Raw genomic sequence first — 20,482 nt, forward strand, 5'->3', positions numbered from 1 at the left:
GTCGCGCCAGTCTAGCGACTCTGGCTGAAGAGGTGCTTCGCCATGAAGTCCACGAAGACGCGCAGCTTGGGAGACAGGTAGCGGCTGGACGGCCACAGCATCCGGAACGTGCCTTCGTGCTGCGTGTGGTGTTCGAGCACCGTCGCCAGGGTGCCGTCCGCGAGCTGGCGGCGGATGGCGAAGTCCGGCAGGCAGGTGATGCCGAGGCCCTGCTCGGCCATGAAGATGAGCGGTTCGATGGTGCTCACGACCGCCGTCGTCGGCAGCTCCAGCTCCTTGCGCCCGCGTCGCAGGGGCCAGCGCTCCAGCTTGCCGTTGGTCGCGAAGCGGTGATGCAGGCACGCATGGGACTTGAGGTCCTCGGGCTTCCGGGGCGTCCCTCTTCGCGAGAGATAGTCGGGCGAGGCGACGAGCGTGAGGCGGAAGGTGCCCAGCACCCGCGTCATCAACCGGGAGTCGCTCACCTCGCCCGCGCGCACCACCCCGTCGAAGCCTTCATCAATCACGTCGACGAGCCGGTCTGAGAAGTCGAGGTCGAGCTCGATTTCGGGATACGCGCGCATGAATGCGCTCAGCGTCGGCATCATCAACATGCCGGCCAGGGGCATGCTGACGCGCAGTTTGCCGCGCGGCGCACCCTGCGTCTGCGCGAGCTCCAGCTCCGCGGCTTCAACCTCGCAGAAGATGCGGCGGCAGCGCTCGAGGAAGAGCGCACCCTCTGGCGTCAGGGTGATGGTGCGGGTGGAGCGGTGGAAGAGCCGCACGCCTAGCCGTTCCTCCAGTCGAGCCACGGCCTTGCCGATGGCCGATGACGACACCCCCAACTGCCGTCCGGCGAGCGTGAAGCTGCGCGCATCCGCGGCCTGCACGAAGGCATTGAGTGAGCCGAGACTGTCCATGCGCCAAACCTCGATTGCGGACATTTCTGTCCGATGTGCTCGGAACTGTAGCGCGGTGGTCGTGACCGCACCTCGAATCTATTGTTTCAGCCATCGACGTCGACGGAGGTCGCCTCGCCCCGTGGGTGGTGGCTTCGCCGTCGGCCGACGTCCTCCCTCTCCTCTGACTGGCGACACCATGACTTCGACGACCACGCCCCGCGCCCAGGCCGCGCCTGCTCCCGGACTCCGACACGCTGACGGCACGGCCGAGCGGGAGGAGCGGCTTCCCATCGCCGGGCTGCTTGCCCTGGCCATGGCCGCGTTCATCACCGTGCTGACCGAGGCGCTGCCCGCGGGGCTGCTGCCTCGGATGAGCGCGGACCTTGGTGTCTCCGAGGCACTGGTCGGCCAACTGGTCACGCTCTACGCCATCGGCACGCTGGTGACGGCGATTCCCCTGACGGCCGCGACGCAGGGCTGGCGACGTCGCCCGTTGTTGATCCTCGCCCTCCTGGGCTTCGTTGTCGTCAACACGGTGACGGCGGTGTCGACGAACTTCGTGCTGACGCTCGGCGCGCGGTTCTTCGCCGGGGTGTTCGCGGGATTGTTGTGGGCGCTTGTCGCCGGCTACGCGGCGCGCATGGTGCCGGAGCACCAGCAGGGCAGGGCGATGGCCATCGCCATGGTGGGCATCCCGCTCGCGCTCTCGCTCGGAATCCCTGCCGGGACCTTCCTGGGTGCCGCCGTCGGCTGGCGCGTCACCTTTGGCATCATGAGCATCCTCACCGTCATCCTGGTCGGCTGGGTGTTCGTCAGGCTCCCAGACTTCCCGGGCCAGACGGGGGACCGTCGCATGTCCATCCGGAAGGTGTTCATGCTGCCGGGGATCCGGTCCGTGTTGTTCGTCACGCTCGCCTTCGTGCTCTCGCACAACGTTCTCTATACGTACATCGCGCCCTTCCTCGCTCCGGCGGGCATGGCGAAGAACATCGACATCGTCCTGCTTGTCTTTGGTGTCTTCGCGCTCGTCTCCATCTGGGTCATCGGCGTCTTGATTGATCGCTGGCTGCGAGAGCTGGTGCTCGTCAGCACGGCGCTCCTCGTGTTGGTGTCGTTCGCGCTCGGTCTGTGGGGGAGTGTTCCCGCTGTCGTCTACGCGGGCGTCGCGGTCTGGGGGCTGGCCTATGGCGGAGCCGCCACGCTCTTCCAGACGGCATCCGCGAAGGCGGCGGGAGAGGCGGCGGACGTCGCCCAGTCGATGATTGTCACGGCCTGGAACATCGCCATCGCGGGGGGCGGCATCGCGGGCGGCGTGCTCCTCGAGACGCTGGGAGTCGTTTCCTTCCCGTGGATGCTCGTCATCCTGCTGGTGCCGACGCTGCTCGTCGCCTGGGGGGCGAAGCGCCACGGTTTTCCGCCCGCTGCAGGGCGGCGCTGACGGCGGGCGGACGGACGGCTTCGAGCCGTCGACCGGTACGAACGGCTAGGCACCGCCTCCCGAACCGCGCGCCCGCTCCGTCCCCTTCAGCGCGGCATCGCACAGGCGCGCGATGACCATGCCCCCATTCGCGGCGGCGACGTCGCTGTCGGGCGCGAACTCGGTGATCGTCAGGCCGACGACATCGTTGGTGGCGGCCAGCCGTTCGACCAGCGACACCGCATCGGCCACTGAAGGCCCGCCGGGCTCGCGGTAGGCGAGGTGGGGGAATTCGTCTGGATCCAGGACGTCCAGGTCGAAATGGATGTGGAGTTTCCGGCCGGACACGCGTGCTTCGTCGAGCAGCGCGAGTCCATGCTGCCTCTGGAATTCCAGGTCGCCCTCGTCCCCCACTCGCACGCCGTAATAGAAGAACCGGTCCGCGGAGATGGGGGCCGTCAGCAGCTCCCTCATCGGGCCGGGCGCGTAGCCCATGATGGCGCTGACCGGCATGCCGTGCAGGTTCCTGCTCGGCGACGTCTCGGGCGTGTTGGCGTCGTAATGCGCGTCGATCCAGACGACGGTGAGCCCGGGGTGCCGCTGTGCCAGATAGCCGATCACCGCGATGTCCACCGCGCAATCGCCGCCTGCTGTGAGCACGCGCTCGGGAGCGTGCCGCCGCAGGAGTTCGCGCGCCGAACGGAACTGCTCGAACAATGCGGGCCAGGCGATCACATCGAAGTCATCGCCCGTCGCGTCGCTGAGCGGAACGTCCACGCGCGGCGCGTAGCGCGCGCAGATCTCCGCCGCCGCCGCCGCGCCGCGCGGCAGATTCCGGTGGCGACCCGAACCCTGCCATTGTCCGTACGCAAGCATCAGGTCGAAACGAGTTGCCCTGCCCGCGCGACCTTCGGTCGAATGCATGAGCCCTCCGGTGGCACGTGGCCTGGGGTGCGGCCACGGAGGTTACGACCGAACCCGCCCGGGAGCGAGGACTCAGCGCGGCCACTTCACCCGCATCAGCGTGTCCAGCTCCGCGCGCAGGTGCGCCCGCGGAGGCCAGGGCGACGTGTTGCCGCAAGACGACGTAAACGGACACACGCAGGTGCTCGACTCGGTGCGCCGCTTCACAGAAGGACGCATGGGGCCCTGTTGAGGGTAGCCCCCTGTGTCAGGGAAGAAGTCGCCTCGGCTGACGTGCCGAGCTGACCACCCGATGGGGGCGAGTGCAGGTGGTTGAAGTGCCGTACGCAGACGCTTTCAATGTGCAGATGGTGAAGCGGATGATGGGCCCGAGCGCGGTGAATACCTCGACACTGGCGCGGCAGGTGGGAGTGTCCCACCCGACGTTGTCGCAGTGGTTGCGCACGTCGAATAGGGTAGCGGCCATGACGCCGCCCTACGGCTTCGTATGCAGCGACACGTCGGGAGCGGCTCTCCTCCCGGCCGTGAGCTTCGGCGTGAGTTCGCGAGAAGCTGGTGTGCCGGTGTGCAGGAGGAGTGTCTCCGCTCGAAACGGATGGTAGCGCTCGAAGGCGGGGGTGATCGCTGATCATCCATCGTTCCATCATTTGCCGTCCATTCAGCAGCAAGTGCCAGCGGTTCGCCACCTGCTGGGCTTCTGGATCGCCCAGCACCGCCGCTCGTGCGTACTCGGTCGACCGGTCTCTGGCGATGACTTCCACGCCGGGGTGCTGGCGCAGCCATACGCTCACCGTGGGAGTCGAGCGGTCTGGCAACACGTCCCGCACGCAGTGCGCTTCCGGGTCGACGAGGATGGAGCCGTAGGTGCGTCCCTTGCGCAGCGCCCAGTCGTCGAGGCCCAGGACGCGAGCGGGGCTGGGAGGAGGCAGCGGAGCGCGGCGAATCAGCGGCAGGAGGGTATCGGGACTGGTGGGCATGGCCAAGGGCTTGAGCAGCCTGCCCCAGCCTTTGCTCCGGCTGTGATTGCAACGGCACACTGCGCGGTGGCCAGCCGCCGTGTCCGCCGAGCCTGTGCGGCCAGCAGGCGCACCGGCCGCTCCGCGAACGTGCGGCGGGAGCATTCCGGGTTTCGGCAGCAGAAGCGCCGCACACGCAGCTCGAGTTGCACGACGCGCCCTGCTGCGGGCAGGTCCGCCGGGCGTCGGACGTAGCTGCCATGCGCCGCGGTACTGGGCGTCTGGCAGGAGGGACATCGTGCTCCCGTTCCCTCCATGCGCACCCCGAGGACGACACCCGCCGCGCTACCGTGGCCCACCCGGTCCACTTGACACCCAGGAAATCGGTACAGCGTTTCCATTCCTAGGGTGTATTCGCCCCGCTGGCAGCTTGCCGCGTCTGCCTACTCCCCAGAGGGGAACCACACGAAGTGCGGGAGAGCCACTGAATCGGATCACGCCCAAACCGATACATTCCTGAAGGTGGCGGTTGCTGGCAATGCATTGTCCTCGATTCGTCCGACGAGTTCTTCGGAGCGAGGAGCCCACAGGTTTGCGTGCAGGCGCATGGGAAGATGCGGAAGTGGAGTGGGGTCCCAATTCACACGTTCGTGGATAGTCTTCCCGTCCACCAACCACGCAATGCGGCCTGGTCTCCAGTCAATCGTGTAGAGATGGAAGTCTAAGGTTGAGTCGAATCCAAGGTCGATACGACAGGGGGAGCCCCGATAGCCAAAGCCTATTGCTGCCCCGTCGTCTCCAGGGTTGAAGTAGACGTTGATCAGCATATATCGCGGGGCGTTGCCAGCTAGTTCAACATCGATCTCTTGCCGTGGTGCATCGCGGTGGAGGAAGAAGCCTGTGATGAGTCCAGAACCTGACGCTGCCCTGATCTCTGCCTCGAAGCGTCCGTACTCGAACGAGCGCACGGACGCGAAGGCACCTGAACGGTACGGCCTAGCAGTAGCCCCAGCCTTGCTAAGGACGAGATGTGCGCCGTCCTTGTCGTGCACGAGGCCTTCTTGCGCGAACGATGACAGATTACCGGGAAAGGTCTCGACGAGCCGAGGGAACAAGGGCGTTGCCGTTGTCATCGCCGCGTGGACGAGGCGTTCTCCTGCGAACGGCACAGGTCGACCTGTAGGCGGCATCGGCTGCCAACCACTCCATGGCGGCAGGACCCAGGGGGAGTCGTCCAACGGATAAGCCTTCCGTAGAGAGAGGACGGCAGACCGACTCGATACGTCCGGGCGATCATCCCGGAAGAGTCGCATGCGTCGCGGAGCTCCCAAGGGATAGCTTTGAACGGGTTCGGAGAGGCCGAGAACGGCACAAAGCGGTTGCCACGCTCCAGTTTCCGGTCTGGCCTCTGGTAGAACTGAGGTCCGTGAGGGCGGCAGGCGCTCCGACTCTGTGTCGGAGCGGAGTAGGGCGTTCGCCTCGAGTAGAAACTTGGTGTCCGGCATCGCAATCGCTGACGATAACGCGCCCGACGCAAGCGGGGCGTCGACGAGAGCGTCGAACACTTCGAAAAGGTCTCGGAGGGCGGTTGCCTGGATCGCCTGCTCGTCTGCGTCGAACACACGGACGCGAAGTCCCAGCATCGACAGGGCCATAGCGAGGCTTTCCCGCTCCCCCCTTGCGGTCCATGCCATGATCGGCCCGACGCGGGTTCGGTCAGGCGGCTTTGGTCGCGACCCTGCATCGACGATTCCGGCTCGCGCTAAGAACGGCAGGATGGAATAGGAGTTGTCGGAGATGCCGTCCTGTCTCTGCAGAATCGCCGGTGAGGTGAGTGCGAGCGCGCCGAGTTCCTTGAGGCGATAGTTGATCCACATGTCGACGGGGCCGATCACGGGCATTGCTCGGAGGAGCGTTGCCGCGCCCTTGCGCGACAGCACGTAGCCGGAGAGGAACCAGAGTCCTCGCACCGGTCGGAACAATGCGTCGCAGACATCTATGCGTTCTGCACCGGCGTCCTCGTAGGAGAGGTAGAGTAGATGAGGTCCGCCATCATTGCGGCAGCGTCGGAGCGCAGCGGTCCAGCCATGGTCTATCGCTGCTGCTGCTCCGCGTCTGAACCAGACGTCGTCCTCAAGTACGAGCACGTGGTCGTCAGTTCCGGTCGCCACGGTCTTCCAGACCTCTACATGCGACCTCGCGACCGCCACTTCCTGTCGAGTCATTCTAATCGGCTCGTTGACGCCGAAGCACTCTGCAAGCCTCGCATCTGGCTGGACGTATAGTTGGTCACCTATGCAATACGTCGAGTCTACGTCGGCCGTCGCCGCCACAGCACGACCGTCACGAGCGTCCACTGCGGCCAGTCGCCGCGCGATCAACGTCAGCGGAGTTCCTTCGGACGTTCGGAAGCGACTGAGTTCTCGGAGCACGCGGCGCCATCGCCGCGGTTGTCGGTCGAGGTTTACGACCAAGATCGACCCAATCATGTTGTCGCCCGCGCCGAAGGCCGATATCCGACCGCCGGGGAAAATACTCGCTATGGCACGCACGAGGCGAAATACAAGGTTGCGCAGCGAGCCTGATGCTTCTCGTAGATTCATTGAACCGTTCCACCACTCCGGTTTGCGGACTTAGCCAGGATCCATGTTGCGCCAGTTTCGGGCGTCGTTGCGGTAAGAGAGTTCCCAGCGCGTTTCGGCGATGGCCTCCCAATCGTGCAGTAGTTCGAAATCGAGGGGAATGCCGGCAACCTTCGAGGCTTGCGCGTGTGCAGCCAAGGCAGCGGTGAAATTGCCAGGGCCAGTCGTCGACTGAATCTCAGGGAACGGATCTTTGCCGAGCAGTCTCTCGGTCGCGCGAGCGAGCGCTCGTCGCAAAACAGGATGGCCGGCTGGTGCCGCAATCGGATCATTATTGACATAAAAAATCCGTCCATCTGTCGGCAGGTCGGTTCGCCAGATCTCGGCCGCTGGCACCATCCCTCCTGTCCGGATGTCGTAGCAAAGTGGCTGCACCTTCAGTCCGCCGCTCCGAAAGATGTCTTCCCATCCGTTGCCCAGCAGCACGTCGTCAGCATCGACGTAAAGTCCCCCTTCCGCAAGCACGAAACACATCCTCAGATAGTCGCTACGCATCGCCGGGTGTCGGCAGCGCGCAAAGGCAGCACACTCCAATTTGCCGTACCTCTCGGCGATATACGTCGCAGCCGATATGTCGTCGAACATCCGGAATTCGAATCCCTCCTTGCGAAGAGATTCCCAGCTATCGAGGCAAGCTCGTACATCATCAGGCATGTCGCACGGGTCGTGCCAATATCTTATCAGTGTCCTGGGCACGACCTCAAGCTGAGTTAGTCCGCTGGCACTCGGAGTTGCTGTGCGGTCAATTTGCTCCAACGTGAGGTCGCGGATGAAAGAGGATCGTAGGCAATCATTCTCTTCAAAGCCCGGTAGGTATGCATCCATTTGGGATGGGTCCTTGCTGCAGCCTAGCCTGCTGGCTGTTCACTTGGTCGTACACTCTTCTCCAGGCGTACGCTTCTAGAGCGTCTTGAGGGAAGCTCGCGGCGCGACTGAGATGTCGCAGGTGTTCAGGTATGCCTGATAACGCTCGGAATCCTTCAGAAGGTATGCCCGTCCTTCAACCACGAATCCGTCTAGGCCGTGATTGACGGCATAGGTGTCAAGATCGCTAATGTTGTTAATGAAGCCCTTGCCGTTGAAGTTCAGCGAGGTGTTGCACAGAACTCCATATCCCGTGCGCGCCTTGAACGCGACGAGAAGCGCATTCAGGTTTCTGTTGGTTGCAGAAGTGACGGTCTGTATGCGTGCAGTGCTGTTTACATGTGTGACGGCTGCCAGTGCATCTGTGGTCGTGCGATGTGTGAATAACATGTATGGACTTTCGTGATCGCAGCCGAACCATTGTTTGGCATCATCCAAAAGGCAGATGGGCGCGATTGGACGGAACTGTTCGCGCTGCTTGATCTCGTTTAGTCGCACTCTAGTGCTAGCTCGGAACGGAGCGGCGAGAATCGACCTGTTGCCAAGTGCGCGCGGGCCGATCTCGTATCTGCCGCTCACCCAGCCGAGGATGAGGTCATTCGCCAGCATGTCGGCGACCTCATTGTGATTCGTATCGTAGACGTTGTATCGTTCGGAGTCGAATTTGCCGTCTGCGCGGAACTCTAATCCGGAGTAGACGTCCCATTCGATCTTCGGATCTTGTGTGAAATAAAACTGGGCATCGATTGCCGTGCCGATGGCGGACCCGGAGTCGTTCGCGACGGGTGGTACAAATACTTGGGGAAAGAGGCCTGTCTCTTTCCATTTGGTGTTCCAATCACAGTTCAGGCCGCAGCCTCCGGCTATGACCAGCGGTAGCCCTTTGCGCATGTGCGAGCTTGCGAAGCGATAGAATGTGTCAAATATTCTGTGGCTGAATATTCCTGCGAAATTGCGAAACTCAGCATCATCTATTCCTACGTTGTAGTACCGAGAAGCCTTAAGGCGATCGTATAGATCGAGTCGGACATCCAAAGTGGACAACAGAAGCGAAATCAGTTCTTCCTCTTCAGCCGAAGCTGTACTTCGAGTGGAGAAAGAAGCCAACGCCATCAGTTTCCCTGCATCCGTAAAACGAGAAAAAGGCGCGTTCTTGGGGAATGACGGATCTGCCAGTCCATAGATCGAGGCGTAGCGGTTTCCCGGCTGGTTCATTACGTTGGAAATCAGGGTGATGTTCATTTCGGAGTCGATTTCGTAGAAGGCCCCAATCGCGCCTTCCCAGATCAATGCGTAGCATGGCGTCCCCTTCGGTAGAGGCGACATTCCGAATGCGCAGAACAGGTGAGACCGTTCATGTGAGGAAGAAAAATGGCGGACCGGCTGGCCCAGAAGGCGGCGCTCAGTCACGATGATCTCGCTCTTCGCAACGCCGCGGTATCCTGCATGGAGTGGTGCGCCGGTTGGCTGCGCTTCGCGCGGCCACCACCCACCAGTGCAGATGACGTCTGGACGATCTTCAAGTTCACCGAGAGCGTTGAACACGTCGTGGCTAGCCACCGGTGAGTATCGGTAGTTCGAGTTTTTCTCAGCCTCTATTGAGAACGCCAATCGGCCGTTTCGAAGGTATGCAATAGCGCCGTCATGTCCGGGATTGAATGAGATAATATTCATGAAGTGGCAACGACCTCCTGATGGTGAACTGCTGGTAGAATTCGTGGAGCTTCGCGGGTAGTGGCTTCTTCCACGAAAGAAATGTCTGGTACTTGGCGACGAGCGCGGGCGATGTCGTTCGGGTGAGCGCGTACTAGGCGACGCCTTCCATCCTTGGGGGCGCAGAGCATCACGAAGTCCTGCTTGCCGACCTGCACGGGGAGACTGCGCGGCGACGAAGCAAAAGTCGCGGCACCGTTCAGTGAAGAATCGGCCAAGATAGCAGAGCAGAGCACTGTGGATGGCAGCCTCCAAGTGCCCCTCGGGAAGGGGGAGGAACTCAAGGTTGTAGGTAGTCTTCAGTTCGTAGAGGGCGTAGGGCTGAAGTTGTCTCAGCACTGATGAGAATCTCTTGGCAACTTGCGCGTCACGAAGGACTGCGCCGGAGCGAATCTGGCGTTCGAACTCTCGGTAGGACCAGAACTCAGTGTTGGCCGTGAGGATGATGAGGTGGTGGGGCCACGGCAATTGTCTCAGTAGTGCTGAGACTTTTCGATTTGATCGGTAGGTTTCGTAGAACTCGCGCATCCGAAACAGGTTCGGACGGGTGAATCCCCGAAGGCTCGGGAAGTGTCGTGCGAGGGAAGACGCAACCTCCTCGACGACGCCAGCACCCCAATCGGCGCTCGCGAGCTTTCGGCTGATGTACTCGCCGAGCTGCCAGTAGAGCGAGACCACCTCTACGTTCACCGCTTGGTACGCGCGACGCCGGGCGGCCTCGATGTGTGCGATGACCTCCGTGAATCGCGAGTCGTTCTCAACCACTACAGCCCGCCGCGCGCGAGAGATGGAGCGTGACGTCGCTTGGCGGAGCGCTACCTTCTTACGCGTGGTCTTCGTGGGAGGATTCTTCGCCATGGCAGGGAAGACAGACAGGTTCTGGCGAATCGCCTAATTTCGCAAGCGATTCGCGGCGGCGGGGCTTATGTGCCGGTTCGAGTGTCGGGGTGGTTTGCCCCTATGGCTACCGAATATTCGGGTCCGGCGAGAAGCGCGCGCCAGCGAGCGCGTCATTGCGTGCACAGTCCTGGGGATGCGGGCCCGAAGAATGCTGGGGCATGATGAGGTGGAGGTAGGCGGGTGTGCGCAGGTGCCTCTGTGATGCCACGCGGTCCGTCATGGGGCACGGCAGAATTCTGGCTTGCTGAATACGGCCGGCAAGAATGGCAGGATGCGGGCCATCGTAAAGGTGCTTGCTCAAACGTTGCGCTCGGCCTTGCGGAGCCGTTCGGAGCTGGGGCTGGAGAACCTGACTCTTCGCCAGCAACTCGCAGTCTTCGGTGAGAAGCGCCCATCCCCGAAAACTGCTCGGGGCGACGGCCTCTTCTGGGTCGTTCTCCAACGCTTCTTGCAGGGGTGGTGGAGGCCACTGTGCTTTGTGCAGCCGGCGACAGTGGTGAAGTGGCATCGGATGGGCTTCCGGCTCTTCTTGCGCTGGAAGTCCCGGAGTCGGCTGGGGCGGCCTCGGGCAACGCCGGAACTGCGCGCGTTGATTCGGCGCATGGCCGAAGCCAATCCGACACGGAGTGCTCCGCGCATTCACGGGAGTTACTAAAGCTGGGGATGGAGGTTGGTCAGACAACGGTCGCTCGGTACATGCCCAGACCGGAAAAGGGAGCGCCGAAACCGTCACCAACATGGCGGACCTTCTTGCGCTTGCATCTGGCGGAGTCCGCGGAGATGGACTTCTTCGTCATTCCGACTGAGACGTTTGGCGTGCTGTTGGGATTTGTGGTTGTGAGTCACCGAGATAGGCGATTCCTCCACCTCAATGTGACAGCGCACCCGAGGGAAGAATGGACGAAGCGTCAGTTGCGAGATGCCTTTCCTTGGACCAGTGCTCCGAGATAGGGACAAGCTCTACTCCGAGGGCGTTCGCGCCACGCTTTCCCATTTGGGGATTCGCGAGGTGCCGAGTGCAGCACGGTGTCCGTGGCAGAATCCCTATGCGGAGAGAGTCATCAGCTCGATTCGTAGGGAGCTGCTGGACCATGTCGTCGTCCTGAACGAAGCCCACGCTCGGCGCCTGCTGCGCGAGTACCAGCGCTACTACAACGCGAGCCGGACGCACCTGTCGCTCGGGAAAGATGCGCCCGAGGCGCGTGAGGTGCAGGGCTCAGAGCGCGGTGCCAAGGTGATAGAGCTACGCGAAGTCTTCGGGCTCCACCACCGATATGAGCGCCGCGCTGGGTAGAGTCTCGGTCCTTCCAACAACACCCTCGTAGACCCGCGCGTGCTGCACCAGCCTACCTGCGTTCGCAGGAAGGGAGGGGAGTGTCCACATGCAAGCAGAGAGAGGTGTTGGGCGTCTGAGCCGTGCGCAATTCCGACCTCTGGCAAACGGAAGGGGGGACCCAGCGGTTCGTCATGCGAATCGCTCACGTCATGACGCGCGTTTTGACGCAGCCTTGACGCACTCATGACGCAGCGACTGAATTTTGGGTAGGCACAGGTCTGGACCTACATCGCCTGGGTGTTGATGACTGTGGCGATCCGGCGCAGCACGTCCTCGCGCTGGGCGTCGGTCATGTTCAGCAGTGCGTGAAGCCTACAGCCAGGACTCAGTGGACACAGCGCGAGCGGCTATGCTCCCCTCATCGCGCGGGCCCGCTCCTGGGTATGCGCTGAAAGGCCGAGGGGCTGACCATGTCGCAGCGGAGTGCCAGGTCGTGGCTGTGGCTTGCGGGCGTCGCGGTGCTCGCGCTGCCAGGGCTCGCGCCGGCGCAACATCCCCTCTACACGATTCCCTGGGAGGACAAGTCGCAGGTCCTGGAGTACCGCTCGTGTGGCTGCGCGGACTCCTGCTGGGTCGCGGAGCTGCGCGCGAAGAAGGGTCGCAAGCTGCTCGCCAGGCTGCGGTGTGACTGCGAGAAGCTCTGGGTCATCCCGAGTTGGAACTCGAAGGAGGCCGAGTACCGCGCGACCTGCGACGGCTTCGACACGGAGCGGAAGCTCGACCTCATCGCGGAGGAACTCAAGAGGGTGCTGAAGGCCCACAAGCCGGCGCCCTAGGCTCACGTCAGGGGCAGGGTCTCCAGGCTCATGGGCGCATGTCTTGCCACGCGCTCGACGTCGGTCGTGACGTCCGCCAGCTCACCCGCGGCGATGGCAGTGTACGTGCTCACCCACGCGTCCACCTGCCACTGCTCGGCTCCGTAGCGGGCCCGCGAGCGATACGCCTCTTCGATGCTCTCCGCCTGGTAGCGGATGGGACGCCCCAGCTTCCGACTGAGCACGGCGGCGACCTCGTCGAGTGTCAGCGACTCCGGTCCGGTCAGCGAGTACGTCCGGCCCCGGTGCTCGCGGGGATTCAGCAGCACGGCGGTGGCGACATCGGCGATGTCGTCCTGCGCAACGGCCGCGACCCGTCCATGACCCGCGGGGCCTCGGAGCACGCCGTCCTCTCCCGCCATCATGGGGAGGAAGTCCAGGTAGAGGTTGTCTCGCAACATCACCGAGGAGAAGCGCTGCTCCCGCAAGCGCTGCTCGGTGGCCCAGTGGTCCCTCGCGAAGGTGAAGGTGGCATTCGGGGCCGCGCCGTAGAACGACGTGTAGACGAGCGTCTCCACGCCCACGGCCGCCGCGGTCTCGATGAACGCGAAGTGCTCCTCCAGTCGGGTCGGCGCCTCCTTCGCGGACACGAAGAGCGCGGTCCGTACGCCCTCGAGCGCGCGGGCGAGCGCGTCGCGATTTCGATAGGTCGCGACGTGGACCTCTGCACCCGGCAGCGAAGGGGCCCGCTTCGCGTCGCGAACGATGAGTCGCTGAGCGACTCCCTGGGCCGAGAGCCGCCGCGCGATGCGTCCCCCGAGGCGACCCGTGCAGCCGGTGACGGCAATCGGTGTGTCCGCCATGTCGTCTCCTCCGTGGCTGGGGAGCGAGGCCCTCAGGTGGGCCGCGTCATCCGGATGATGGGCTTGAGCGTGTCACCCTTCTCCGAGTCCTTGGCTGCCTGGTTGATCTGCTCCATGGGGTAGAACCTCACCAGCTTGTCGAACGGGAATCTACCCTGGGCGTAGAGGTCGATGAGCTGGGGGATGAAGACGTCCGGGACGCTGTCGCCCTCGACGATGCCGCGCACGCTCCTGCCGGGAATCATGAGGTCATTCACGTCGAAGCTCGCCTCGGTGCCGACGGGAGGCGCGCCGACGACACCGCACGTCCCCAGGATGTCGAGCGAGTCGATGGCCTGCCGAAGCACCTTCGGGTTCCCCGTGGACTCGAGGGTGTAGTCCACGCCCCGGCCTCCGGTGACACGCTTGATGAACTCCACCGCGTCCTCGGTCTGACCATTCACCGCATGCGTCGCGCCCAACTCCTGCGCCAGTTGCAGGCGGTTGGGTTTGGTGTCCACGGTGATGATGGTGGTGGCCCCCGCGAGCCGCGCGGCCATGATGGCGCTGAGCCCCACCGCGCCGGAGCCGAAGGCCGCGAAGCTACGCCCGGCCTTGACTCCCAGGGAGTTGAGGACCGCGCCCGCTCCCGTGGAGATGCCGCAGCCCAGGGGCCCGAGCAGCTCCAGCGGCACATCCTTGCGCACCTTGACGATGTTGCGCTCCGTCGCGATGGCGAAGGTGCTGAACGAGGACTGGCCGAAGAAGTGGTCATGGAGGGGCTTGCCCTCCTTTTGAATCGCGGTGGACCCGTCCATCCGCCCACCGCCCATGTTCCGCGCGTAGAACTCCCGGCAGTACGCAGGATGCCCTGACTGGCACAGGTCGCACTTTCCGCAGAAGGTGAAGGCCATCACGACGTGGTCGCCCGGGGCTACCTTCGTCACCCGGTCGCCCACGCGCTCGACGACACCCGCGCCCTCGTGCCCCAGGACGATGGGCAGCGGCAACGGGTAGAACTGGTCGCGGACAATCATGTCGGTGTGACACATGCCCGTGGCGACCATCCGGACGAGCACCTCGTCCGCCCGAGGGGCTTCGACGGTGACGTCCTCGAGCTGGAAGGGGCCGCCCTTCTTCCACACGACGGCCGCCCTGGCCTGGGCTTGCTCACTCATTGGCTCTCTCTCCTTCGTGCCGGTCCTGGCTAGGGTACGAACGCCCTGCCGGGGAGAGGAGTCTTGCCCGCTGCATTCAGCGGGGACGCAGGGAGGCTCGGCTCCACGCCAGTCGCCTGGCGCCGGCCGAGCCTCCTGCCCACGTGCGCGTGGCTACCCGCCGCGCACGCTGATGCGGTACGCGGTGCCGCTGGTGCACTTGCCGACCTGCTGGACCACCGTGAGGATGTCCGTCGCCACCAGGTCGCGGCTCAAGAGGATGACGTTGCCGCTGCCGTCGCCAATCTCCTTGTTGGTGCTGTCATAGACGCGGATGCGTGCGCCGGGGACAGCCTGCGACACGATGACGAAGTTGGTGCCCGCGAGCGGCTGGAGGATGCGCGGCGCCGGCAGTTCCTTGCAGCTCCCCGCCGGCGGCGTCTGGTTCGTTGGGCCCGCATCACACAGCTTCTGCTGGGCGACCAGGACCTCTCCGGAGTTCAGGGCGCGGCCCAGGGGCGTGGCGAAGTCGTAGTCCGGGAACCAGGAGATGGGCGTGGAGAAGCCACCCGCGGAGCCCACACCCAACACGTCGATGCTCGTCCGGGCGCCGTTCGTCAGCGAGCCCAGGCTGACCAACTGCTGACCCGCGAAGGTCTGCGGCGGGTCGAACGAGGGCGCGGGGATGCTCGCGGGCGCCTTCACGGCCTTCTGGGGCGCGGACTCCGGGCTCTTGTCGCCGCACAGGCTGATGACCGCCTTGTACTCGTCGCCCACGACGAAGGGCGTCTTGCCCGGGCGGATGGCCGTCCAGTCCGTGCTGGTCGACGACGAGACGGCCGAGCCTCCGTTCACCGTGACGGTGAGCTTCGCGCCCGGGACGTGGCGCACGGAGATGACCTCCGCGCACTCGTAGATGAGCGTCGGGTCGATGGCGGGCGCGGGCAGTCCCGTGGGGAAGTCGACCTTGTGGTCGCGGACCTTGATCTCCGGTGAAGGGCCGGACACCGCCGCACCACTCTCCTGCCGGGCGGAGACCTTGTCACCGGCGACCAGCGCCGGCACGTTGAACACCTCGTGGTTGGGACTGCGGGCGATGAGCGAGCCCACGTCGGTGCCGTTGATGGTCAGCGTCACCTTCGCGTCGAGCACCGCGCCGCGCACCGCGACCTGCGTCGCGCAGCCATACAGCGGGTCGATGACCACGGGCGGCGAGAGATAGCCCGTGTCATCCGGGATGTTGCCGGGCACCGTGGTCCCCGTCGGCTTCGGCGCCTTGCAGGCCTTGCGCAGGGCGTCGACGTGCGCGGTGAACTGTGAGCGGTCCGCGCCGTAGGGCGGCATCGTTCCAGGCAGCGGAGGGCTGACGGCGGTCTCCAGGACGATGGCGCAGTAGCCGGGCAGCTCCTTGGAGAGCGCGGGGAATCGGCGACCGGAGCCGCCCGCGCGGTGGCAGCTGTCGCAGCGACCCTCGGAGGACACGGCCTCCAGCAGATACGAGGGGCCCGGGTTCTGCGGCCAGTCCTGATGGACGATGGGCTCGTACCAGCCCGTCCCGAACAGGTCCAAGCCGATGAAGGGGGGCTTCTCCGGGTGGACGACGAAGGGGTTCTCGCCCGCGTGGCAGTCCGAGCAGGTGCCCTGGTCGTTGGCTTCGAGGGCATAGCCACCCACGAAGTCCTTGATGTCCACCTGCACGCCTCGGATGAAGGTCTTGCTCGCGGGGTTGTCCCAGAAGCACGCCTTGTTGCTGAGCGTGCCGAGGCAGATGATGCCGAGCAGGTCGATGGACTTGTCGTCGCGCAGGTAGCGGGGCAGGGCGAGGCAGACACCCGGCGGCTTGTCGCTGGTGTAGTGCATCAACTCCGCCTTCTCGGTGGTGCTGATGAACTCGTCTTCGATGACGCCTCGGTTGACCCAGCCCGCGGAGAACATGGGCGGAGGAATGGGCACCCCGGCCGCGGCGCACTCGCGGATGTAGGCTTCGCCGCTGTTCTCCGTGATGGAGAAGGTCTTGATGCCCTGGGCCTCCAGCTTCCTCGCGACGTCGGCGCCCACGCCCTTCGTCTCGTGCTGCTCGTCTCGTCCCACCTTCGACGTGCTCAGGCGCTTGAGGTAGTGCATGCGCATAGCGCCGTTGAGGGAGCGGATGCGAGTGAAGTCCTCGGGGCGCAGCGTGTCGTTCAACCAGTCGATGTACAGCGCGTTGGCGAGCACCTCGTCCTCCACCTGACTGGTGATGACCTTGCGCGGGCCGTCGATGTCGAGGCCGCCTTTCTCCAGGGACTGACGCCGCAGGGTCTCCAGGAAGTCCTTCTGCGTGCGCTGCACCATTCCAAGGTCAGCGGTGATGACCTTGCCGCCCTCCCCGAGGAAGGCGCCGTGGCCATAGGTGATGACGCGCTCGTCCGCCGGGGGCTCGGCGCTCTGGCAGCCAATGAGACTCATCGCTGTCACGACGGTGATGAGAAGGGTCAACCGCGGAGTTTCAAGCATGGGTCGTCCAGGGGTAGGAGTTGCGACGCGGCGGTGACTGCGATTCCAAGGCCCGCGCTGGCTGAACGGCACTCCCCCCATTTCTTCCCTCAAATGCCGCGAGCGGCCTGTCGTGCGGGCGCCCGGGTTGGAGGTGTTCGGACCGGACGAGGCGTGAGGCGCTGCGCGAGCAGTACGGTATTGAACACCGCCCGGGCTACGAGGACTTCGAGCAGGGTGAGCTTGAGCTTCAGCGCAGTGCCGTGGCTCACCCCGCGGCGAGACGGCGGGGCGCGAGGCCCTCCAGGGCGGTCGCCAGGCGGTGCGCGGCCTCACTGGCCTCGCGTCTCCAGGCGATGCGCCAGGAGCGCTGCAGCGGCCCCGAGGCGAGCCGCTTCGCGACCAGGTCTCCCTTTCCGAGATGCGGTCCGGCGATCCACTCCGAGATGACGGCGACGCCCAGGCCGGCGCGCGCGAGGTCGAACATCGCCTCCGTCAGGGGGAGTCGCTCGAAGCGGAGGCGGGGGCGCTCCCGGCCGAAGACCTGGGTGAGGAACCAGTGGGACTCCGCCGGAGGTGTCTGGGACGTGAGCAGGGTGTGCTCACGCAGGTCATCCCGCGTGAGTGTCTTTCGTCCCGCGAGCGGGTGCGATGAGGACACGACGAAGACAATCTCATCGGAGAAGAGCTTGCGGGCCCCGAGCGTGGCGCGAGGGATGGTTGCCTGGGTGAGGAGCGCGACGTCGATGTCTCCCGCTTCGAGGGCCGGGATGGGGTCGCGCGTGTGTTCCACGGCGAGGGTGACCTCCAGCCCCGGCATGCTCCTGCGCAGGTCCACGAGCAGGGAGGGGAGCCAGTGGTAGGCGGTGTAGCACTCGCACACGAGGCGCAGGCGGAGGGGTGGGGCGGCGGGTGTGAGGACACAGCGCTCCAGGTCACCCAGCTCGACGAGCAGTCGCGAGGCGCCGGCGACGAGCTGTCTCCCTGCTTCGGTGGGGACGAGGCCGCGGTGGGTGCGGTCGAAGAGGCGGGTGCCGAGCTTGTCCTCCGCGAGCAGCAGGGCGCGGCTGACCGCGGGCTGCGTGAGGTGGAGCACGGAGGCGGCCTGCGCCGTCGTACGCGCCGAAGCGAGGGCCACGACAACGCGCAGGTCCTTGATGTCGAGGCGGGTGTTGGGGGGGCTGGCGATGTCACTCATGCATCGAGCCTATGCGAAGGATGCGTTGGACGCATAGGTCGGCGGGGGCCAGAGTCGTCGGCGTTCCCAGAGGGGAACGTGTTCGACGTCCTGGAGGAATGACCATGCAGCTCTACTTCTCTCCGCTGGCCTGCTCGCTGGCGACCCGTATCGCACTCTACGAGACTGGCGCGAAGGCCACGTTCGTGGAGGTGGACCCGAAGACGAAGCGCACGCAGGACGGCCAGGATTATCGGGAGATCAACCCGCTGGGCTTCGTGCCGACCATCCGGACGGATGACGGAGACATCCTCTCGGAGAACGCGGCCATCCTCCAGCACGTGGCGGAGCGTTGGCCGGAGGCGAGGCTCGCGCCGACGGAGCGCAAGGAGCGTGAGCGGCTCCAGCAATGGCTGTGTTTCATCGGCACGGAGTTGCACAAGGCGGTCTTCACGCCGCTGCTGGACCCCGCGGCTCCCGAGGGGGCGAAGGCCTATGCCCTGGGGAAGGCGACCTCACGGCTGGACCTGCTGGAGAAGCACCTGAGCGGTCGCGAGTTCTTGTTGCAGGAATTCAGCGTCGCCGACGCCTACCTGTTCGCGGTGCTGGGGTGGTGCGTGGCGACCCCCGTGGACCTGAAGAAGTGGCCCGCGTTGGTCTCCTACGTCTCGCGTCTCCGGGAGCGGCCGAGCATCGCGCAGGCGTTTCGCGAGGAGCGGACGCTCTACTCGGAGTACCAGGCCCGAAACCCGACGAAGGCGTGAGCGACTCGGAACGGCGTGACACGCTTGGTGGAGTTCGTACCTGGCGCGCATCGGTAGGGAGTCCGGTGCGTGCAGCTCGCTCCGGACTCCCTGGCCGTCCTCACCCGCGCATGCAGTCGAGCAAGACCTGCGTGCGGTAGGGCTGGTTCCGCCGAGGTGGCTCCGGCATCAAGACGGTGCGAGCGCACGGCACGACGTAGCGATGGTGCAGCAAGGCGTCCGCCGTCTCCGTGGCCCGCTCGTAGTCGGGCCACTCCAGGGTCATGACACAGGTGCGCGTCCTGCAATCGACGCCCAGCACGGAGAACGGCCGACGCGTGCGCAACGTGTCCAGGTCGGCGCGGAGTCCCGTCTCGGTGGGCACGGCCCAGCCGGGTTGAATGGGCTCCTGGTCGTGGCGCTGAAGCTCGCCCGCGTATTCGGCGAGCACCCGCCGCTGCTCCTCGGCGGGGTCCACCGGGGCCGGCGGAGAAGGTCGCACGGTGGCTTCCTCGGGGACCGCGGGCGGTGCCGCGTCGGAGAGGCTCACCGCGGAAGGGGCGCGGAGGGTGAGCGTGGCTCCCGCCGCGCCGACGGCACATGCCGCCAGCGCGAGGAGCACGCGTCCGGAAAGGAAGGGGACGGTGCGATTCTTCATGGCCGGTCCCTCACATCACGGCTTGTAGAGGGTGTAGCCCACCGCCGAGCTGAACCCGGCGTCGCCACGGCCCGGGAGCTGGATGAGGACATAGGGGTAGTCCCAATGCGCCGTCCTCCAGTAGTAAAGCGAGTCCACACCCGTGTGGTACATCGGCACGTCATAGGTGCCCGTGTTCGCGCTGCGCACCGCGCCGCCGCACCGGCCGCCCGTGGCCCAGCGCCAGGCGACGCAGGCCATCGCATAGATGTCGTGACCGCTGTGGCCGTCGTATCCATGGACGTTGACCTGGGAGATGCTGCTCAGCGGAAACGCCGTGTCCACCACGACGGGGCAGCGCAGGTCGATCCACTGCCAGTTGATGCCCTCCGAGCGGTTGCGCACGCCGTGCGTCGTCGCGTCGAAGTCGGCCTCGGGCCGGTCCTCGGTGCTCTGGAAGCAGGCGAAGGCGGAGGTCAGGCGCTCGGCGGCGACGGCCGGGGCCACGGGGGCCAGCAGGAGCGCGGGCAGCAGCGCGGAGAACAACGCGCGAAGCGAGGTCTTCTTCATGTTCAGCGGGTCCTTTTCTTCACAAGAAGCACCGTCTTGGTGCCCAGGACCGCATGTGCAACGCGAATGCCGTGCGTTTCGCCCAGGTCGCTCAAAGCCAAACATCCGAAAGGACTGAGTCACACGGGGCCGTCGGCATCTGGCACAGGTGTGCCAGGTGTGCCATCGGATGTGCCCGCCAGCGCGGACGAACGAAGGGGTGGCCGTGAGCCCGGTCGCTCCGCGTCACATCGCGACGGAGCGGACTCCTGCCTCGTGGAACCGAACCTCGGGAGGGCCGACATGAGCGCGATTCAAATCATCCTCATAGGAATGCTGGGCAGCGCGTTGCAGGAGCTGCTGCACTGGTACGGGCTGCGAGAGCATCTAAACCAACGATCTCGATTCTCGCACGACGTCAGGAGGCACGCCTGAGGTCGGCTCGGCGCAGGGATGGACAGGCAGAGCGCTGTGCATTCCGCGCGTTGAGGTAGGCATGTACCCGCACCATGAG

At 64.9% G+C, this 20,482-nt stretch carries 18 protein-coding genes and 1 pseudogene; 4 read left to right on the forward strand and 15 right to left on the reverse strand.

Going from position 1 to position 20,482, the window contains the following annotated elements:
- Positions 1-11: 11 nt before the first annotated feature.
- A complete protein-coding gene (locus HUA78_RS42510) occupies positions 12-899 on the reverse strand; it encodes a LysR family transcriptional regulator (RefSeq protein ID WP_174462470.1) in 888 nt (295 codons plus the stop codon).
- Between the two features lie 178 nt (positions 900-1,077).
- Here HUA78_RS42510 and HUA78_RS42515 point away from each other — a divergent pair, with 178 nt between their 5' ends.
- Positions 1,078-2,319, forward strand: coding sequence for an MFS transporter (locus HUA78_RS42515; RefSeq protein WP_174456774.1), 1,242 nt, complete (start codon positions 1,078-1,080; stop codon positions 2,317-2,319).
- Between the two features lie 45 nt (positions 2,320-2,364).
- Here the strand turns inward: HUA78_RS42515 and HUA78_RS42520 are convergent, their stop codons facing one another.
- The 8 genes and pseudogenes from HUA78_RS42520 to HUA78_RS47035 all read right to left on the reverse strand — a co-directional run.
- On the reverse strand, positions 2,365-3,222 hold the full coding sequence (locus HUA78_RS42520; protein WP_174478816.1) for an arginase family protein: 858 nt from the start codon (positions 3,220-3,222) through the stop codon (positions 2,365-2,367).
- A 72-nt stretch (positions 3,223-3,294) separates the two neighbouring features.
- On the reverse strand, positions 3,295-3,441 hold the full coding sequence (locus HUA78_RS42525; protein WP_174478817.1) for a hypothetical protein: 147 nt from the start codon (positions 3,439-3,441) through the stop codon (positions 3,295-3,297).
- Complete coding sequence (locus HUA78_RS42530) at positions 3,426-4,199, reverse strand: transposase (RefSeq protein ID WP_174478818.1); 774 nt, start codon at positions 4,197-4,199, stop codon at positions 3,426-3,428. The genes HUA78_RS42525 and HUA78_RS42530 overlap by 16 nt, the downstream gene beginning before the upstream one ends.
- Positions 4,166-4,579, reverse strand: a complete 414-nt coding sequence (locus HUA78_RS47030) for a transposase family protein (protein WP_371745796.1) — start codon at positions 4,577-4,579, stop codon at positions 4,166-4,168. The genes HUA78_RS42530 and HUA78_RS47030 overlap by 34 nt, the downstream gene beginning before the upstream one ends.
- 93 nt (positions 4,580-4,672) lie before the next feature.
- Positions 4,673-6,559, reverse strand: a complete 1,887-nt coding sequence (locus HUA78_RS42535) for a family 16 glycosylhydrolase (RefSeq protein ID WP_217442815.1) — start codon at positions 6,557-6,559, stop codon at positions 4,673-4,675.
- A 252-nt stretch (positions 6,560-6,811) separates the two neighbouring features.
- Positions 6,812-7,645 (reverse strand): glycosyltransferase, encoded by an 834-nt coding sequence (locus tag HUA78_RS42540; RefSeq protein ID WP_174478820.1) that lies wholly within the window; start codon positions 7,643-7,645, stop codon positions 6,812-6,814.
- 75 nt (positions 7,646-7,720) lie between these two features.
- On the reverse strand, positions 7,721-9,358 hold the full coding sequence (locus HUA78_RS42545; RefSeq protein WP_174478821.1) for a carbamoyltransferase C-terminal domain-containing protein: 1,638 nt from the start codon (positions 9,356-9,358) through the stop codon (positions 7,721-7,723).
- Positions 9,359-9,883: 525 nt separating this feature from the next.
- Positions 9,884-10,255, reverse strand: a pseudogene (locus HUA78_RS47035) (DUF1016 N-terminal domain-containing protein); the annotation flags it as partial.
- Positions 10,256-11,234: 979 nt separating this feature from the next.
- Between HUA78_RS47035 and HUA78_RS42555 the strand changes: the two are divergent.
- Positions 11,235-11,591 (forward strand): integrase core domain-containing protein, encoded by a 357-nt coding sequence (locus tag HUA78_RS42555; protein ID WP_371745797.1) that lies wholly within the window; start codon positions 11,235-11,237, stop codon positions 11,589-11,591.
- A 452-nt stretch (positions 11,592-12,043) separates the two neighbouring features.
- Positions 12,044-12,409, forward strand: a complete 366-nt coding sequence (locus HUA78_RS42560; protein ID WP_174478822.1) for a hypothetical protein — start codon at positions 12,044-12,046, stop codon at positions 12,407-12,409.
- Positions 12,410-12,411: 2 nt separating this feature from the next.
- Here HUA78_RS42560 and HUA78_RS42565 read toward each other — a convergent pair whose 3' ends face one another.
- From HUA78_RS42565 to HUA78_RS42580, 4 genes are all read right to left on the reverse strand, one after another.
- Positions 12,412-13,251 carry an SDR family oxidoreductase gene (locus tag HUA78_RS42565; RefSeq protein ID WP_174478823.1) on the reverse strand — a complete coding sequence of 280 codons (840 nt, stop codon included), beginning with the start codon at positions 13,249-13,251 and terminating at the stop codon, positions 12,412-12,414.
- 32 nt (positions 13,252-13,283) lie between these two features.
- A complete protein-coding gene (locus HUA78_RS42570; RefSeq protein WP_174478824.1) occupies positions 13,284-14,408 on the reverse strand; it encodes an NAD(P)-dependent alcohol dehydrogenase in 1,125 nt (374 codons plus the stop codon).
- A 153-nt stretch (positions 14,409-14,561) separates the two neighbouring features.
- On the reverse strand, positions 14,562-16,883 hold the full coding sequence (locus tag HUA78_RS42575; RefSeq protein WP_174478825.1) for a hypothetical protein: 2,322 nt from the start codon (positions 16,881-16,883) through the stop codon (positions 14,562-14,564).
- 247 nt (positions 16,884-17,130) lie between these two features.
- Complete coding sequence (locus HUA78_RS42580) at positions 17,131-18,060, reverse strand: LysR family transcriptional regulator (RefSeq protein WP_174478826.1); 930 nt, start codon at positions 18,058-18,060, stop codon at positions 17,131-17,133.
- 104 nt (positions 18,061-18,164) lie between these two features.
- Between HUA78_RS42580 and HUA78_RS42585 the strand changes: the two genes are divergently transcribed.
- Positions 18,165-18,803, forward strand: coding sequence for a glutathione binding-like protein (locus HUA78_RS42585; RefSeq protein WP_174462468.1), 639 nt, complete (start codon positions 18,165-18,167; stop codon positions 18,801-18,803).
- Between the two features lie 100 nt (positions 18,804-18,903).
- On the opposite strand, the gene HUA78_RS42590 is transcribed toward HUA78_RS42585, so the two are convergent.
- Both HUA78_RS42590 and HUA78_RS42595 read right to left on the reverse strand, forming a co-directional pair.
- Positions 18,904-19,440, reverse strand: a complete 537-nt coding sequence (locus tag HUA78_RS42590; RefSeq protein WP_174467933.1) for a hypothetical protein — start codon at positions 19,438-19,440, stop codon at positions 18,904-18,906.
- Positions 19,441-19,455: 15 nt separating this feature from the next.
- Entirely contained in the window at positions 19,456-19,989 is a 534-nt protein-coding gene (locus tag HUA78_RS42595; RefSeq protein WP_141647013.1) for a hypothetical protein, read from the reverse strand.
- Between the last annotated feature and the right edge of the window lie 493 nt (positions 19,990-20,482).

This window comes from Myxococcus sp. CA033 (assembly GCF_013336625.1).
In the GTDB taxonomy this organism is placed as follows: domain Bacteria; phylum Myxococcota; class Myxococcia; order Myxococcales; family Myxococcaceae; genus Myxococcus; species Myxococcus llanfairpwllgwyngyllgogerychwyrndrobwllllantysiliogogogochensis.